Source organism: Ferrigenium sp. UT5 (assembly GCF_045866295.1).
Taxonomy (GTDB): domain Bacteria; phylum Pseudomonadota; class Gammaproteobacteria; order Burkholderiales; family Gallionellaceae; genus Sideroxyarcus.
In genome coordinates this window covers 1-17,471 of the sequence record NZ_BAAFRY010000029.1, presented here as the reverse complement: position 1 = coordinate 17,471, position 17,471 = coordinate 1, and the positions used below count along the sequence as shown (strand labels likewise).

At 58.6% G+C, this 17,471-nt stretch carries 13 protein-coding genes; 9 read left to right on the top strand and 4 right to left on the bottom strand.

Going from position 1 to position 17,471, the window contains the following annotated elements; genetic code table 11:
• Positions 1 to 218: 218 nt before the first annotated feature.
• Entirely contained in the window at positions 219 to 392 is a 174-nt protein-coding gene (locus tag ACKTSJ_RS10150; RefSeq protein ID WP_407899892.1) for a phage integrase N-terminal SAM-like domain-containing protein, read from the top strand.
• Positions 393 to 672: 280 nt separating this feature from the next.
• On the opposite strand, the gene ACKTSJ_RS10145 is transcribed toward ACKTSJ_RS10150, so the two are convergent.
• From ACKTSJ_RS10145 to ACKTSJ_RS10130, 4 genes are all read right to left on the bottom strand, one after another.
• Positions 673 to 3,207, bottom strand: a complete 2,535-nt coding sequence (locus ACKTSJ_RS10145) for a [protein-PII] uridylyltransferase (protein ID WP_407899890.1) — start codon at positions 3,205 to 3,207, stop codon at positions 673 to 675.
• A 9-nt stretch (positions 3,208 to 3,216) separates the two neighbouring features.
• A complete protein-coding gene (gene map, locus ACKTSJ_RS10140) occupies positions 3,217 to 4,008 on the bottom strand; it encodes a type I methionyl aminopeptidase (RefSeq protein WP_407899888.1) in 792 nt (263 codons plus the stop codon).
• A gap of 107 nt (positions 4,009 to 4,115) precedes the next feature.
• On the bottom strand, positions 4,116 to 5,591 hold the full coding sequence (locus tag ACKTSJ_RS10135; protein WP_407899894.1) for a DEAD/DEAH box helicase: 1,476 nt from the start codon (positions 5,589 to 5,591) through the stop codon (positions 4,116 to 4,118).
• Positions 5,592 to 5,800: 209 nt separating this feature from the next.
• A complete protein-coding gene (locus ACKTSJ_RS10130) occupies positions 5,801 to 5,929 on the bottom strand; it encodes a hypothetical protein (RefSeq protein ID WP_407899887.1) in 129 nt (42 codons plus the stop codon).
• 36 nt (positions 5,930 to 5,965) lie between these two features.
• On the opposite strand from ACKTSJ_RS10130, the gene htpG reads away from it, so the two are divergent.
• The 8 genes from htpG (at position 5,966) to dinD (ending at position 17,189) form a co-directional block, all read left to right on the top strand.
• A complete protein-coding gene (gene htpG, locus ACKTSJ_RS10125; protein ID WP_407899885.1) occupies positions 5,966 to 7,867 on the top strand; it encodes a molecular chaperone HtpG in 1,902 nt (633 codons plus the stop codon).
• Between the two features lie 142 nt (positions 7,868 to 8,009).
• Positions 8,010 to 9,845, top strand: coding sequence for a translational GTPase TypA (gene typA / locus ACKTSJ_RS10120; protein WP_407899883.1), 1,836 nt, complete (start codon positions 8,010 to 8,012; stop codon positions 9,843 to 9,845).
• 216 nt (positions 9,846 to 10,061) lie between these two features.
• Positions 10,062 to 11,381, top strand: coding sequence for a DNA recombination protein RmuC (gene rmuC, locus ACKTSJ_RS10115; RefSeq protein ID WP_407899881.1), 1,320 nt, complete (start codon positions 10,062 to 10,064; stop codon positions 11,379 to 11,381).
• Between the two features lie 34 nt (positions 11,382 to 11,415).
• A complete protein-coding gene (locus tag ACKTSJ_RS10110; protein ID WP_407899879.1) occupies positions 11,416 to 14,139 on the top strand; it encodes a DEAD/DEAH box helicase in 2,724 nt (907 codons plus the stop codon).
• The gene (locus ACKTSJ_RS10105) at positions 14,136 to 15,851 is read left to right on the top strand and encodes an ATP-dependent nuclease (RefSeq protein ID WP_407899877.1); all 1,716 of its coding nucleotides are present in this window, start codon (positions 14,136 to 14,138) and stop codon (positions 15,849 to 15,851) included. The genes ACKTSJ_RS10110 and ACKTSJ_RS10105 overlap by 4 nt, the downstream gene beginning before the upstream one ends.
• Positions 15,852 to 15,853: 2 nt before the next feature.
• Positions 15,854 to 16,057 carry a hypothetical protein gene (locus tag ACKTSJ_RS10100; RefSeq protein WP_407899875.1) on the top strand — a complete coding sequence of 68 codons (204 nt, stop codon included), beginning with the start codon at positions 15,854 to 15,856 and terminating at the stop codon, positions 16,055 to 16,057.
• A gap of 4 nt (positions 16,058 to 16,061) precedes the next feature.
• Positions 16,062 to 16,331: a hypothetical protein gene (locus ACKTSJ_RS10095; RefSeq protein WP_407899873.1), complete on the top strand. Its 270-nt coding sequence runs from the start codon at positions 16,062 to 16,064 to the stop codon at positions 16,329 to 16,331.
• A 15-nt stretch (positions 16,332 to 16,346) separates the two neighbouring features.
• A complete protein-coding gene (gene dinD, locus ACKTSJ_RS10090) occupies positions 16,347 to 17,189 on the top strand; it encodes a DNA damage-inducible protein D (protein WP_407899871.1) in 843 nt (280 codons plus the stop codon).
• Positions 17,190 to 17,471 lie beyond the last annotated feature (282 nt).

Genomic DNA, 17,471 nt, shown 5'->3' with positions numbered 1-17,471 from the left:
ATGCGATGACGAGTGGATGAGCGGAAAAATCTATTTGAACATGAACACCTGATGCACGACCTCAAGAATTTTGCTCGTGAGAACTTTTACAGAAAAGGTGTTGCACAATCGACACTGGTTTACAAGTCGCCGCAGAAATTCTGGATCGAATCATGTAGCGCCTGGTATTGATTGGGTGTGAAAATTTCGAACACACCAAAATTTCAGATAAATACGACATGGCCCAATCCCCAGAATTGCTCGACCAAGTGCACGATAAGTTGCGGGTGAAGCATTACACGCTACGCACCGAGCAAAGTTATGTGGACTGGATTAAACGCGTTATTTACTTTCACGACAGGCGCAGCCCCAGAGATATCAAGAGACGGTTGCCTGTCGCCCACGCAGGCTAACCTGGTGTCCGCAAAGCATTTTTTTCTTACCCACAAAACTTGTGGATAACTTTGTGGATGGAAGCGGTTCCCGCACATCCAAAAGCCTGCTCTTATCGTATTTTTGGCAGATTGCACAAAAATTAAACATAAGAAATGATTTATATAAATCAATAAGTTGGAATTAAGTGGTTGAGATTGAAGGCGTTGTGCACCCGCGCAAGCCCCGAATCGACTGGGGGTTGTGGATGATTGCCGTTTGTCAATATGCCATTTGGCCTATTTTTTTCAGGCCGCAGGGTTACTTGAGCTGGTGGAGCAGGGCGTCACGCAAGGTCTGGATCGCGTGATGATCGGGTAACTCTTTGCACCCTAACCAGAATGTGTCTTCCGCGCGGGCGCCCAGGGTGTTGATCTTGGCGCTGCGGATCGTGACCTGATGCTGGGTCAGCAGATAGGCGATGCGCGCCAGCAATCCGGGACGGTCGCCTGCCACCAGTGAAAGGATGCAGTGTCCCTTGTCGTTGCGCCGGATATCCACCTCGGGCGTGATGGGAAAATGCTTGAGCTGTCGGCTTTGGCGGCCAAAGGCCGGTTCCGGAATCGTTTTGGCATCCCCGATATATTCGGCCAGGGCATACTCGATATAGTTCATCACATCGCGATAAGCGGTCTTGTCGTTGCTCGCGTCCATCACCAGAAAACTGTCGAGGGCAAAGCCAAGCCGGGTCGTGTGGACCTTGGCTTCCATGATGTTGTAGTTCATGCGCGCGAAAAAATTGCAGATGCGGGCGAATAGATAGGGCTGGTCAGGCTGGAAGATCAATACCTGCAAGCCCTCTCCGATCCGGCTCAAACGGGTTTTGATGGCCGGTTTGTCCACCGCGTGCAGGCGCGCCAGCACACGCGTATGCCAGGCGATCTCCTGGGCCTCGTGCTGGATGAAATAGTCGTCGTCAAGTTGCGACCAGAACGGGCGATAGGATTCCGGCTGGATCGCATACAGGCTCAACAGGGCAGCCGCCTCGCTCTGGGTGGCACCGATCTGGTCGGCGATTCTGCCGTGTGCCAGATAATGGCGCGTCGCCTGGTACAGGTCTTCCAGCAATTTTCCTTTCCACGCGTTCCAGACCTTGGGGCTGGTACCGCGCACATCTGCGACGGTGAGCAGATACAGCGCAGTCAGGTGGCGTTCGTCCGGAATGCGGGCAGCGAAAGCGGCAATCACGTCCTGGTCGGTCAGATCCTGTTTTTGCGCGGTGGCTGACATCAGCAGGTGATGTTCGACCAGCCAGACGATCAGCGCCATGTCGCCTTGGGCGATGCCGTGCTGGTGGCAGAAACGCACCACGTCGCGGCGTCCGAGCAGGGAATGGTCGCCGCCGCGCCCTTTGGCGATGTCGTGGAACAGACCGGCCAGATATAGCAGATGCGGTTGTTCAAACTGGCCGATCAAACGGCTGCTCAAGGGAAACTCGTGCGCGTATTCCGGCAGCGATGCGCGGCGCAGATTGCGGACCACCATCAGGATGTGCTCGTCCACGGTATAGACGTGGAACAAATCATGCTGCATCTGCCCCACGATGCGGCCGAAGGCGGGTAGATAGCGTCCCAGAATGTCCATCTGGTTCATGCGTCGCAGACCATGGGTCAGTCCCTGGCCGTGCAGCAAGATGCGCATGAACCGTTCGCGGTTGGCCGGGTCGGCACGGAATGCCGGACCGATCAACCTGCGCGCGCGCCACAAGGCGCGCACGGTGGCGGCGGAAAACCCGGTCAGTTCCGGATGCTGTTGCAGCAGCAGAAAACTTTCCAGGATGGCACCCGGCACACGCTCGAACAACTGATCGTCGAGGGCGCCCAGTTTGTCGCCGCGCGCGATGAAGTGCCGGTTCAGGGTGCGCGTCTCGGCCTGCGGGAACAGGCGCGCCCGCAGCGTCTGCATCAGCACGTCGTTCAGGAGCTGGATCTCGCGCTTGGTCCGGTAGTAGCGTCGCATCATGCGCTCGCTCGCGCGCAGTTGCGGGGTCGCCGCGATATGCAGTTGCTGTGCCAGTGGTTGCTGGTAGTCGAACACCAGGCGGTCGTCGTGGCGTCCGCACAACTGGTGCAGGCGGATGCGCATATCCTGCAGCAGACGCTGGTGGTGCTGCGCCTGGCGCGCCTCACTCGCCGTCAGCAGGCCGTTTTGCGCCAGCGCATGCCAGGTGTGGCCGAGACCGGCGGCCCGCGCAATCCACAGCACACTATGCAGGTCGCGCAAACCGCCGGGACTTTCTTTCAGGTTGGGTTCCAGATTGAAGTCGATGTCGGTATAGCGCCTGTAGCGTTCGTTTTGTTCCTGTTGTTTGCCGAGATAGAAAGCGCGCACATCGAGATGGTGCTGCCGGGCCTCCAGCAGTTCGGCAAAGCATTTGCGCGAACCGTCAACCAGGCGTGCCTCGAGCAAATTGGTCTGCACGGTGATGTCGGCGCTGGCGTCGATGCACTGTGCCACGGTGCGCACGCTGTGGCCGACTTCCAGCCCGATATCCCACCATTGCCCCACCAGTTCCTGCAAGCGCTGTTGCAATGCGCCGTCGGCGTCCCGCGGCAGCAAAATCAGCAGATCGACATCGGAACGGGGGTACAGCTCGGCGCGGCCATAGCCACCGACCGCCACCAGCGCCAGTTCGTCTGGCAGGCCTGAAGTCCGCCAGAGCAGGCGCAAGTGTTCGTCGATGGCGCGGGTATGGTCGCGCAGATAACGCGCGGGATTCGGGTTCGCCGCATACTGTTCGAGCAGAGTCTGGCGCGCGCGGCGCAAACTCTCCTTGATCCCGGCGAGTGTTTGCATGACCGGAATTCAGGCGGGGATGGGGGGCGAACCGGCGGAAAGGGTCAGCACTTCGAAACCGTCCGGCGTGACCAGAATGGTGTGTTCCCACTGTGCGGACAGACTATGGTCCTTGGTGACCACAGTCCAGCCGTCACCCAGCTGCTTGATCCCGGCCTTGCCGGCGTTGATCATCGGTTCGATGGTGAAGATCATGCCCGCTTCCAGTTCCACGCCGCTGCCGGGTTTGCCGTAATGCAGCACCTGAGGCTCCTCGTGGAATTTGCGCCCGATGCCGTGACCGCAGAATTCGCGCACCACACTGTAGCCGAGCCCTTCGGCAAAGGTCTGGATGGCATGGCCGATGTCGCCCAGATGCGCACCGGCGCGCACCTGGCGGATGCCCACCCACATCGCCTCATAGGTTTTCTCGCACAGGCGTTTGGCCTGGATCGAAGGCTCGCCGACGCAGTACATGCGGCTGGTGTCGCCGTGCCAGCCGTCCTTGATGGTGGTGATGTCCAGGTTGACGATATCGCCGTTCTTCAGTTTCTTGTCGCCGGGCACGCCATGGCAGACCTGATGGTTGATCGAGGTGCAGATCGACTTGGGATAAGGCGTGTGGCCGCCCGGCGCGTAATTGAGCGGGGCGGGGATGCAACCCTGCACGTCCACCATGTAGTCGTGGCAAAGTTTGTCCAGTTCGTCCGTGGTAACCCCCGCCTGCACGAAGGGGCCGATGTAATCCAGCACTTCACCGGCGAGGCGGCCGGCGACGCGCATCTTTTCGATTTCCTGCGGGGTTTTGATGCTGATTGACATGGTGTGCAACTTTCAAAGAGTGAGGCGCGAGGATAGTAGATAGCCCCGTACAGCACAACAAAAAAGGCACACCTCGCGGTGTGCCCCTTCGGTATTGCGGCGGAGGGTTAGCGCTTGTTGCCGCTATTGTGCCCGCGACCCAGCGAGAAGCTGGTGCCTTGCGGGCGGCGGTTGCTGTTGAACGGGGCTGGTGCGCGGTTGCCGTTCACGCTGGCGTTGGCATTGCTGCGCGGCTGCATATCGTTGAAGCGATTGTTCGCAGGACCTTCGCGGCGCGGGAATGCACCCTGCTCGTCACGCGTAAAGCTGTGACGACTGTCCGGTGCGTGATGGCGCGGTGCCGCGCCACGGGGGCCGTTGCCGTTGCGCGGGCCATTATTGAATCTTGGGCTGCCATTGCTGCCACGCGGACCATTGCGTCCGCCGGGTGATGCGGCACGCGGCTTGAACTTCGGCTCCAGACCTTCGATCGTGTGCGTCTGGATCGTTTGGCCGGTGAAGCGTTCGATATTGCGCACCGTCCCGGCATCGCGGTTGGAGGCGAAGGACACGGCAATGCCGGTTGCGCCGGCGCGGCCGGTGCGCCCGATGCGGTGCACATAATCCTCGGCGAACTTGGGCAGGTCGAAGTTGATGACGTGGGTGATGCCGGGCACGTCGATGCCGCGCGCGGCGACATCGGTGGCGACCAGCACGCGCACATTGCCGCGGCGCAGATTGACCAGGGTGCGGTTGCGTTCGCGCTGGTTCATATCGCCATGCAGGGCGGCGGCGGCGTGGCCCTGTGCCGACAAGCTGTCAGCCAGGGAGTCGGCATCGCGCTTGGTGGCCGTGAAGACAATGGCCTGGTTCAGATCGACATCGCGCAGGATATGGTCGAGCAGACGATTCTTGTGTGCCATGTCGTCGGTGTACATCAGTTTCTGCTCGATGTTTTCGTGGCGCGCCTGGATGGCCGCGACGCTGATCCGTTTCGGAGATTTCAGCAGGCGCTGCCCCAGATTGCCGATCGCGCCGTCCAGCGTGGCGGAGAACAGCAGGGTTTGACGGGTCTTGGGGGTGGCAGCGGCGATGCGTTCCACGTCGTCGATGAAGCCCATGTCCAGCATGCGGTCGGCTTCGTCCAGTACCAGCATTTCCAGGCGCGAGAAATCAATGCGGCCGCGCTCGATGTGGTCGATCAAGCGTCCGGGCGTGGCGACCAGAATATCGACAAAGCCGGACAGCAGTTTGTTCTGTAGCGGATAGGGCATGCCGCCGAGGATGCTCACCACTTTGACGCGCATGTGCTTGCCGTATTTGCTGGCGGCGTCGGAAACCTGTTGCGCCAGTTCACGCGTCGGGGTCAGCACCAGAATGCGCGGCCCTTTGCTGCGCACGGCGGATTCGACCGACAGTTTTTGCAAGGCGGGCAGGATGAACGCGGCCGTTTTGCCGGTGCCGGTCTGGGCGGAGGCCATCAGGTCGTGTCCGGCCAGTGCCTGCGGAATCGCTTCCGCCTGGATCGGGGAGGGGACGGTATAGCCGGCTTCCTGCACGGCCGACAGGATGGCAGGGGCCAGGCCCAGCGAAGCGAAAGTAATGGCCGCTTCAGCAGGCATGGGTGTTACAGGGGTAACGATATTTTCAGACAAGGTCATTCCTTATGATTATTTGAAACAAAGCGCATGCGTGGCTTAAAGCCACACAATGGAAATTCAGTAGGGGGGAGTACAAAAACCTCTACCGGCGCAAACAAACATCGTCGCTAACCGGTGAAGCTTGGCGCATCTTTGGCAACAGATGCAGAGGGTCAGGAAACGATGAACTCGATACCGCCTTGGCGGGCAGCAAGGCGCGCATTATACGGATAGGTGGCGGAATTGCCAGCATTATTTTCCGGTTTCGCCCCTGCGCTTGAAATCGGCTGCAGCATCCCCATCTGGGCGGCACCCTATTTTTTGGATACGGAGAAAAGATGACTACCAGCACCACTGCCAACCGCGAAACGATGGGTTTCCAGACCGAAGTCAAACAGCTGCTGCAGCTGATGATCCATTCGCTGTATTCCAACCGCGAGATTTTCCTGCGCGAGCTGGTGTCGAATGCGTCCGACGCCTGCGACAAACTGCGCTTCGAGGCGCTGCACAACGAGGCGCTGTACGAGGACGATTCCGATCTGGCGATCCGCGTCTCCTTCGACAAGGATGCGCGCACGCTGACCATCGCCGACAACGGCATCGGCATGAACCGCGACGAGGTCATCGCCAACCTGGGCACCATCGCCAAGTCCGGCACGCGCGAGTTCTTCGGCAAACTCTCCGGCGACCAGCAGAAGGATGCCAACCTGATCGGGCAGTTCGGCGTGGGTTTCTATTCCGCTTTCATCGTGGCCGACAAGGTGAGCGTGTTGACGCGCCGTGCCGGCGAGCAGGCCGACCAGGGCGTGCGCTGGGAATCGGACGGCGGCGGCGAGTTCGCCATCGAGATGGTGGAGAAGGCGGCACGCGGTACCGAGATCACCCTGCATCTGCGCGAAGGTCAGGACGACCTGCTGGCCGGGTACAAATTGCGCGAGATCGTGAAGAAGTATTCCAACCACATCGTGCAGCCGATCCTGATGACGAAGGAAGAGTGGAAGGATGGCGGCTACGTCACCATCGACGAGGACGAGACCGTCAATCAGGCCACCGCGCTGTGGGCCAAGCCCAAGAGTGAGATCACTGACGAGCAGTACCAGGAGTTCTACAAGCACGTCGGCCACGATTACGACGACCCGCTGGCCTGGAGCCATGCGCGCGTCGAGGGCAAGGCCGAATACACGCAACTGCTGTACATCCCCAAGCATGCGCCGTTCGACCTGTGGGACCGCAACGCGCGCCACGGCATCAAGCTCTATGTGCGCCGCGTGTTCATCATGGACGACGCCGAACAGTTGATGCCGCTCTACCTGCGCTTCGTGCGCGGGGTGGTCGATTCCGCCGACCTGCCGCTCAACGTCTCGCGCGAGATATTGCAGGAGTCGAAAGACATCGAGGCCATCCGCAAGGGCTGCACCGGCAAGGTGCTGGGACTGCTCGCCGACATGGCGGAGAAGGAGCCGGAGAAATACGCCACCTTCTGGAAGGAGTTCGGCCAGGTGCTGAAGGAGGGCGCGGGCGAGGATTTCGCCAACAAGGACAAGATCGCCGGTCTGTTGCGTTTCGCCTCCACCAAGGCAGACAGTAACGAGGAGACCGTGTCGCTGAAGGACTACATCGCGCGCATGAAGGACGGCCAGGACAAGATTTACTACGTCACCGCCGAAACCTTCAACGCCGCCAAGCACAGCCCGCACCTGGAAGTGTTCCGCAAGAAGGGCATCGAAGTGCTGCTGCTCTCGGAACGCGTGGATGAGTGGATGCTGGGCTACCTCACCGAGTTTGAAGGCAAGCCGCTCGCTTCCGTCGCCAAAGGCGACCTTGACCTCGGCGCGCTGGCCGACGCAGCCGAGAAGCAGGAACAGGAAAAGCAGGCCGACGAATTCAAGCCGCTCACAGAGAAGATCAAGAACAGCCTCGGTGACAAGGTCAGGGAAGTGCGCGTCACCCATCGGTTGACGGATTCACCGGCCTGTCTGGTGGCGGACGAGCATGACCCGAGCGGCAATCTAGCGCGCCTGCTCAAGGCGGCAGGGCAAAAAGTGCCCGTATCGCAGCCTATCCTGGAGATCAACCCGAGCCATCCGGTGGTCACGCGCCTGAAGGGTGAGGAACAACGCTTCGACGACTGGGCCGCCGTGCTGTTCGATCAGGCACTACTCGCCGAAGGTGGCCAGCTTGACGATCCGGCAACCTTCGTCAAACGCATCAACCAGTTGATGCTGGACATGGGCAGTTAAACCGCTTCTTGTGGGTCGGGTTTTAACCCGACCTGTCGGACTAAAGTCCGACCCACAAATTCTGCACGGTCTCTTGTGGGCCGGGTTTCAAGCCAACTGTGCTAGAATGCGCGCCCTTCAAATCCAGCACAGGTAGCACTTCATGTCCCGCGCCCTTCGCAACATCGCCATCATCGCCCACGTTGACCACGGCAAGACCACCCTGGTTGACCAGTTGCTCCGCCAATCCGGAACGTTCCGCGCCAACCAGAAGATGGACGAACGCGTGATGGACAACAACGATCTGGAAAAAGAACGCGGGATCACCATCCTGGCCAAGAATACCGCCATCGAATACGAAGGCACTCACATCAATATCGTGGACACACCGGGACACGCCGACTTCGGCGGTGAGGTGGAACGCGTACTGGGCATGGTGAACGGGGTGCTGCTACTGGTGGACGCGGTCGAAGGCCCGATGCCGCAGACCCGTTTCGTGACCAAGAAAGCGCTGGCGCTGGGGCTGAAGCCCATTGTTGTGATCAACAAGATCGACCGACCGGGCGCGCGTCCGGACTGGGTGCTGGACCAGACTTTCGATCTGTTCGACAAGCTGGGCGCGACCGACGAACAACTCGACTTCCACGTGATTTATGCTTCCGGCCTGAACGGATGGGCCTGCCTGGACCTGAAAGACGCGCCGTCCCACGGCGGATCCGCCGCGGACATGCGGCCGCTGTTCGATACGGTATTGAAACATGTGCCGACGCCGCCGGGTGATCCCGATGCGCCGTTGCAACTGCAACTGGCCGCCCTGGACTACTCCACTTTCACCGGTCGCCTCGGGATTGGCAGAATGCTGAACGGGCGGATCAAGCCCGGACAACAGGTCGTGGTGATGAATCATGACAAGCAGATCAGTTCCGGACGCATCAATCAGGTGCTTGGTTTCCAGGGCCTGGAGCGCGTGCCGGTGGATGAGGCCTGCGCGGGCGATATCATCATCATCTCGGGTCTGGACGAGATTGGCATCGGCGTCACCATCTGCGACCGGGAAAATCCGGTCGGTCTGCCCATCCTCGGGGTGGACGAGCCGACGTTGACCATGGACTTCATGGTCAACTCCTCGCCCCTGGCCGGTACCGAAGGCAAGTTTGTCTCCAGCCGCCAGATCCGCGATCGCTTGAGCAAGGAATTGCTGACTAACGTCGCGCTGAAAGTCGAAGATACGGCCGACGCCGACGTATTCCGCGTCTCCGGGCGCGGCGAATTGCACCTGACCATCCTGCTGGAAAACATGCGCCGAGAAGGTTTCGAACTGGCCGTGGGCAAGCCTCGCGTGGTTTACAAAGAGATCAACGGCGAGAAATGCGAGCCCTATGAAAACCTGACCATTGACCTGGAAGATGCCAACCAGGGCGCGGTCATGGAAGAAATTGGCCGCCGCCGCGGCGAGCTGACCAACATGGAATCGGACGGTCATGGCCGTACCCGCCTGGAATATCGCATCCCTGCGCGCGGGCTGATCGGTTTCCAGTCCGACTTCATGACCATGACGCGCGGCACCGGACTCATCAGCCACGTGTTTGACGACTACGGCCCGGTCAAGCCCGACCTGCCCGGCCGCCACAACGGCGTGCTGATTTCCGCGGAAGACGGCGAGGCGGTGGCGTATGCCTTGTGGAACCTGGAAGATCGCGGGCGCATGTTCGTGGTGCCGGGTGAAAAGTTGTATGAAGGCATGATCATCGGCATCCACAGCCGCGACAACGATCTGAACGTCAACCCGATCAAGGGCAAGAAACTCACCAACGTGCGCGCCTCCGGCACGGACGAGGCGGTGCGTCTGACCACCGCGATCAAGCTGACGCTGGAATCGGCGGTCGAATTCATCGACGACGACGAACTGGTCGAGCTGACCCCGAAATCGATCCGCATCCGCAAACGTCACTTGAAGGAGTTCGACCGCAAGAAAGCGCTGCGGGCAGACGCGCAGTAAGTGACGCGGAAGGCAACAAGGCAAGGGCGCGCAAGCGCCCTTTGTCGTTTCATCTTGATTTATACTGCACCGATATGTATCCCTGACGTCATCACAGCGTGACCATCACTGGCTGAATATAACCGGAGCTGCTTATTACTGGAACCCGTACCCGTGGAACAACAAATCTACCTCTTCGTTTCTTTTTTTGTGGGACTGCTTGTTGGCGCGGGCACCATGTCGCGTGTATTAAGCGCCCGTATTTCATCTGCCGAGGTGCAGGCAAAGAGCGAAAGCCAGATTGAGTTGGCTCGCCTCAACGAGAGACTGATCGCGGTGCAAGAAACCAGCAAGCGTCTCGAAATGGAGAAAGAAAATCTCGCCGCCGTGCGCGATCAGCTCATCCAGGAGCGGCAAGGATTGAACAGCAGAGTGGCTGAACAGAACGCGATGCTGGAGGCTGAGCGTGTGCAAAATGCGGAGAAGTTGCAGTTGCTGAATCATGCCAGGGAAGAAATGAGCAATCAGTTCAAGGTGCTTGCCAACGAGATACTGGAAGAAAAATCGAAACGCTTTACCGAACAGAACCAGACCAACCTCAATCATTTGCTTGATCCGCTCAAGTTGAAGCTCACCGAGTTTCAGGGAAAAGTGGAAGAGGTCTATGTCACCGAGGGCAAAGACCGCTCGGCACTGGCCGAACAGGTCAAGCAACTGATGGCACTCAACAACCAGCTCTCCAAGGACGCGCACAATCTCACCAGCGCGCTCAAGGGCCAGGCCAAGGCACAGGGCAATTGGGGCGAGCTGATTCTGGAACGGGTGCTGGAAGCTTCCGGTTTGCGCAAAAGCCATGAGTATGACGTGCAGGAAAGCCATACCCGCGAAGATGGTTCACGTGCGCAACCGGATGTGGTCGTGCATCTGCCCGAAGACAGACATCTGATCGTCGATGCCAAAGTGTCGCTGACTGCTTACGAAGAACACGCCAATGCCGAAACCGATCACCAGCGCGATGCGGCATTGAAACGTCATCTGGATTCGGTGCGCGCCCACATCAAGGAGCTTGCCGATAAAAATTACCAGCAACTATACGGCTTGCAGTCGCTGGATTTTGTGCTGATGTTTATCCCGGTCGAACCCGCGTTCATGCTGGCCATCTCGCATGACAGCGATCTGTGGCAAGACGCGTGGAAGAAAAACGTCCTGCTGGTCAGCCCCAGCACCTTGCTGTTCGTGGTGCGTACCGTGGCGCACCTGTGGCGGCAGGAACAGCAGAATAAAAACGCGCAGGATATTGCCAAACGCGGGGCCGAACTCTATGACAAACTGGTCGGATTTGTGGAAGACCTGAACGGCTTGGGCGAGAAATTGAAACAAGCGCAGACGGCATACGACGGGGCATATAACAAATTTACCGGTGGTAAAGGCAATGCAATCCGACAGGCAGAAATGCTAAAGGAGCTGGGCGTTAAGCCCACCAAACATCTCCCGCAAAAACTGATTGATGCAGCGTTGGATGAACCCCTCTCTTTGCCATCCGATGGCACTTTGTAACCGGCATAAATAGCAAAACGAAAATTAGTGACCCATGGCGCTACATCCTGAATTTCCGAAATCGCCTTATGCCGAACTGTTGCCGGAACAACGCTGGTTTCCGGCGGCAGAAGAACTGCGCAGCACGGCATATGAAAAGCTGCTGCCGCCGCTGGTCGCCAAAATTCGCAGCGAGGTTTCTGCATGGCGGGCTGCGGGTTATGCGGGGGCCTCGGCCACATCGCGCGCACTGCTGAACGGGTGGTTCGAGACCGAGCACCTGGTCGAGCAGGCGGATGGCACGCTTTCGCCATTCCGTTATTACTTCGCCCAGCGCGAGGCGGTGGAGACGGTGATCTGGCTGCACGACGTGCGCCGCGTGCGCGACAAGTTTGATCTGCTGCGCTTTGACGCTTCGGGTGCCGTTTCCACCAACATGTTCGACGAGGACTGGCCGCGCTACGTGGTGAAGATGGCGACCGGCGCAGGCAAGACCAAGGTGCTGTCGCTGCTCATCGCCTGGAGTTTTTTCCACAAGCTCTATGAGCCCGATTCGACGCTGGCGCGCAACTTCCTGCTGATCGCGCCAAACATCATCGTCCTCGACCGGCTGCGCGCCGACTTCGACGGGCTGCGCATCTTTTTCAACGACCCGATTCTTCCGGACAACGGTTATCAAGGCCGCAACTGGCGCGACGACTTCCAGCTCACGCTGCATATTCAGGACGACGTGCGCGTGGTGCGGGAGACGGGCAATCTGTTCCTCACCAACATCCACCGCGTCTATCTCGGCGACGCGCGCGAGCCGTCGCTGGACGACGACGATTTGCGCGACTACTTCCTCGAACCGTTCGGCGCAAAACCCGTGGGCAAGACCACCGACAGCAACACCGATCTCGGCGAGGTCGTGCGCGAGATCGGCGAGCTGGTCGTGTTCAACGACGAGGCGCATCACATCCACGACCCGAAAATGGCCTGGTTCAAGAGCATCCAGGACATTCATCACCGCATGTTGCAAAAGGACGGTCGCCTCGCGTTGCAAGTGGATGTGACCGCCACGCCACGCCACAACAACGGCGCGATCTTTGTGCAGACCGTCTCGGATTACCCGCTGGTCGAGGCGATTTATCAGAACGTGGTCAAACAACCGGTGCTGCCGGATGCCCCCAGCCGTAGCCGCTTGCAGGAGCACAAGAGCGCGATCTTCACCGAACGCTATGAAGATTACCTGCAACTCGGCGTCGAAGAGTGGCGCAAGAGCTATGCCGAGCACGAGGCGCTGGGCAAAAAGGCCGTGCTGTTCGTGATGGTGGACGACACCCGTAACTGCGACGAGGTCGGCATCCATCTGGAGAAAATCTGCCCCGAGCTGCAAGGGGCGGTGCTGGTCATCCACACCAAGAACAACGGCGAAATTTCCGAGGCCGCCTCGGGCAAGAACAAGGACGAACTCGAAAAACTGCGCAAGGAAGCCAACGGCATCGACACCTGGGCGTCGCCGCACAAGGCCATCGTCTCGGTGCTGATGCTCAAGGAAGGCTGGGACGTGCGCAACGTCACCACCATCGTCGGCCTGCGCGCTTATGCGGCGCAGAGCAACATTCTTCCCGAACAAACCCTGGGGCGGGGCTTGCGCCGCATGTACTTCGGGTCGGATATGCCGGAAACCGTCTCGGTCATGGGCACGCCCGCCTTCATGGAATTCGTCGAGTCCATCCAGAGCGAGGGCGTCACCTTCGAGCGTGTGCCGATGGGGCCGGGTAGCGGGCGCAAGGATTCGCTCATCGTCGAAGTGGATACGCAGGATTCCGACAAGGACATCGCCGCGCTGGACATCGAGCTGCCCCGGCTCACGCGGCGCTTCAACCGCGAATACAAAGACCTCGACGCGCTTGACCCCGCGAAATTCGGCAATGCCAAACTTCCGCTCAAAGACTTCACACCCGAGCAAACGCGCGCGATCGTGTTCAAGACCATGCTCGATGCCGAAGTGCATCACACCATCCAGCTCGACGGCACCGGCCCTGCGGACTACCGCTCTGTCGTCGGTTTTTTTGCGCGGCAATTATTAAAGGAGCTGCGCCTCGTCGGTGGTTACGACATTCTTTATCCCAAGGTGAAGGCGTTCATGGGCGGGCATCTGTTCGCCGCATCGCCGGTGAATCTGGAAGACCCGGTGGTGCTGCGCAATCTCTCCGAGCCGGAAGCAGGAAAGATTCTGTTCGACTCATTTAAAACCGCCATCAACGCGCTCACCGTACAGGACAAAGGCAGCGTGCGCATCGAAGACCACATCCGGCTGCGCGATACGCGCCCCTTCCGCACCGAAAACAGGCCGCACCTCATTCCGAAAAAATCGCTGTTCAGCAAGATCGTCGGCGAGCCGCATGCCGGAGGCTTTGAGCTAACCTTCGCCGGTTTTCTCGATACTGCGCCGGACGTCGCATCGTTTGCCAAAAATTATCTCGCCGTCGGTTTCAAGATCGACTACGTCAAGGCCGTCGGCGATCTGTCGAACTACGTGCCCGACTTCATGGTGAAGACCGCCGACGGCACAATCTGGATCATCGAAACCAAAGGCCGCGAAGAGCGCGACCTGCCACAGAAAATGATGCGCCTAGGCCAGTGGTGCGAAGACGCCACCACCGCCAGTTCAGCCGAGAACGGGCCGGCTTACGGCTTCGTGTATGTCGATCAGGAGGGTTTTGAGCGAAATCCGCCGAGCACTTTCTCCGCATTGATTACGAGCTTCATCGAATACCAGGAGACCGCCCAATGATTACCCGCTTTCGCATCGCAAATTTCAAAAGCCTGGTCACGGCAGAACTCGAAATCGGCAATGCCGCCGTATTCATCGGCCCCAACAATTCCGGCAAAACCACCGCGCTCCAGGCCATGGCTCTCTGGGACATCGGTTGGAAACGCTGGGCTGAAAAACGGGAAAAGGGTTCACCAGCCAAACGTCCCGGTGTCACCATCAATCGGCGTGACTTGTATTCCATTCCCATCCCGAGCGCAAAATTACTATGGAACGACCTGCACACGCAGGACACGACCGTGCAAGAGGGCAAGCAGCGCACCGAGAAGGTTTACATCACCCTCACCGCTGAGGGGGTTCATGATGACAAGCCCTGGACTTGCACACTGGAGTTCTACTACGCCAACGAAGAATCCTTTTACTGTCGCCTAAAGGACAGTGAAGACGGGCTCATCCCGATGGGCGCGCAGCAGCACTCGGTCGTATTCCTGCCGCCAATGTCCGGGTTGGCGGAGCGGGAACATCGCAAGGAGCCCGGAGAAATAAGCGTTCTGATCGGCGAAGGCCAAACCGCTCAAGTGCTGCGCAATCTTTGCTGGCAACTGTTTTCCCGCGAGGACAAAAGAGCCTGGCTTAAACTGGTCGAAAACATCCGGGAACTGTTCCATATCACCCTGCAGGAGCCGGTCTATATCAAGGAACGCAGCGAACTGTCCCTCACCTACAGGGAAATGTCCGGGATCGAGCTTGATCTTTCGTCATCCGGGCGCGGCTGCCAACAAGTGCTGCTGTTGTTGAGTTTTCTGCTTGCCAACCCCGGATCGGTACTGCTGCTCGACGAACCCGACGCTCATCTCGAAATTCTTCGCCAGCGAGACGTCTACAACCTCATCACCGATGTGGCTGCGTCAAACGGCTCCCAGGTCATCGCCGCCAGCCATTCCGAGATCGTCTTGCAGGAAGCCGCCGAGCGCGACGTGGTCATGGCCTTCGTTGGCAAACCGCACCGCATCGACACCCGCTCGCGCAGCCAGGTTAAAAAGGCTCTGGAAAGTATCCGCATGGCCGACTACTACCTGGCCGAGCAAAAAGGCTGGATGCTCTATCTCGAAGGCTCTACCGACCTGGCCATCCTGCGTCGGCTGGCGGAGCGGCTGGAGCATCCCGTCAAGGCGATCCTGCACGATTCTGTGCCGGTCATCTATCTTGGCGGCAACCAGCCGCAGGACGCCCGCAACCACTTCCAGGGCCTGCGCGAGGCCAAGCCGGACCTGGTGGGTATCGCCGTGTTCGACCGGCTGGAGCGTGAACTGCACACAGGCTCCCAATTGGTCGAACGTATGTGGGCCAGTCGCGAGATCGAAAACTACCTGACCACGCCGGAAAGTCTGCGCGCCTTCGTGCAACTGGGCTTGCATGAGGACGACCTGGTCGAGCAGGCCGAAAGCAAGCATCGCGTCGAAGTGATGAACGCCTGCATGGGGGAACTTGCCCAGGCCCTGCACGTAGCCAGGCGCCCCGACCCCTGGGGACCGGAGATCAAGGTTACCGACGAGTTTCTCGACCCGCTGTTCGAGAATTTCTTCCAGCGCCTCGGCACGCCGCAACAGATATTCAAACGCGACTACCACGGCCTGGCCGACGCTATCCCACTGGACCAGATCGGGCAGGAGGTGAGCGATATGCTCGACGCCATCCTCGAAGTCGCCAGCCGTGCAACACCGGCTACCTGACCATGGCCGCCTACGAACTCTCCGACGCCGAGAAGCGCGACCTGACCCAGCACATCCAGCAGGGCAAGCCGCTGCCGGAGAAATACCGCGCGGAAGGCGGAGCGGTGTATCGCTTCGTGTACGTGGATCAGCCAGGCTTCGAGCGCAACCCGCCGAAAAAATTTGCCGGACTCGCCGCGAGTTTTGCCGAATTTCAGAAGGGGTGATGTCATGAGTAACATCAAGCTGTTCGAATCGAAACATATTCGTTCAATCTGGGATGACACGGCGCAGCGCTGGTTGTTCGCTGTCGTGGACGTTGTCGCGGCCTTGACGGACAGCCAGAATCCCCAGGTCTATTGGCGGGTGCTAAAAAAACGGCTGTTGGCCGAGGGCAATGAAACCGTTATAAGTTGTAACGCTTTGAAAATGACGTCACCCGACGGAAAACAACGGCTCACGGCGAGCTTTACTGAATTTCAGGCAAGTTCAACAAAATGATCGAAAGGGCTGCCCATGAAAACTGAGATCGTTCATACACTCACCGACACCTTTGAAGCTCATGCACAGCAAGCGGGAAAGGGTATCGAATTCTGGCTTGCCCGCGACCTTCAGCACCTGCTTGGCTACGATGAATGGCGAAACTTTACGACCGTCATCAGCAAGGCAAAAACTTCATGTGAATTATCTGGACATCCGGTTGCCGATCATTTTGTTGACGTCAACAAAACGATCGCCATGCCTAAAGGAGCGGAGAAAGAAGTTCCTGACATCATGCTCACCCGTTACGCCTGTTACCTGATCGCACAGAACGGCGACCCCAGAAAGCAGGAAATCGCATTTGCCCAAACCTACTTTGCGATCCAGACACGCAAGGCTGAAGTGATCGAGCAAAAACTTCTTGAGGCAGAACGAGTATCCGCGCGCAAGAAACTCACCTCCACGGAAAAAGAACTGTCCGCCGTGATTTACGAGCAAACCGGCAGCGACCAGAATTTCGCAGTCATACGCAGCAAAGGCGATCAGGCCCTGTTTGGCAAAACCACGCAGGCGATGAAGTCGCGATGGAAAGTGCCGGACAATCGCCCGTTGGCCGACTTCGCGCCCACCATCATCCTCAAAGCCAAAGACTTCGCTACCGAAATCACCATCTTCAACGGCAGGCAAAACAAGCTTGCCAGCAAAGCGGCGATTTCATCCGAACACATCACCAATAACGAGGCAGTCCGTAAAACACTGCTGGAACGAGGCATCCGCCCGGAGAGCCTGCCAGCCGCCGAAGATGTGAAAAAAGTCGAACGCCGCCTTGCGGCGGACGAGAAAAAAGCAATCAAAAATCCCGATGCACTGGACTCATAAGGGCATCATAAATATTTTAAATTCCGTCATTCCGGCGAAGGCCGGAATCCAGCGGTTTTATTTACAAATGCTTATGTCAGTGTGTTGCACTGCATCATATTTTTGCTGGACACCGACCTGCGCCGGTGTGACGAATAGTTGGAGACACTCACTAGTGTCCGGTTAAGAATTGAATAGATTCAGTTGGTTGCAGAGGCCGTTGTTTTCTTCCTGACCACTGATGCCCTGCAAAGCTTGTTGAATGGGCATTTTCTCGAACAAAGTGACCGACAGAATCTGTAG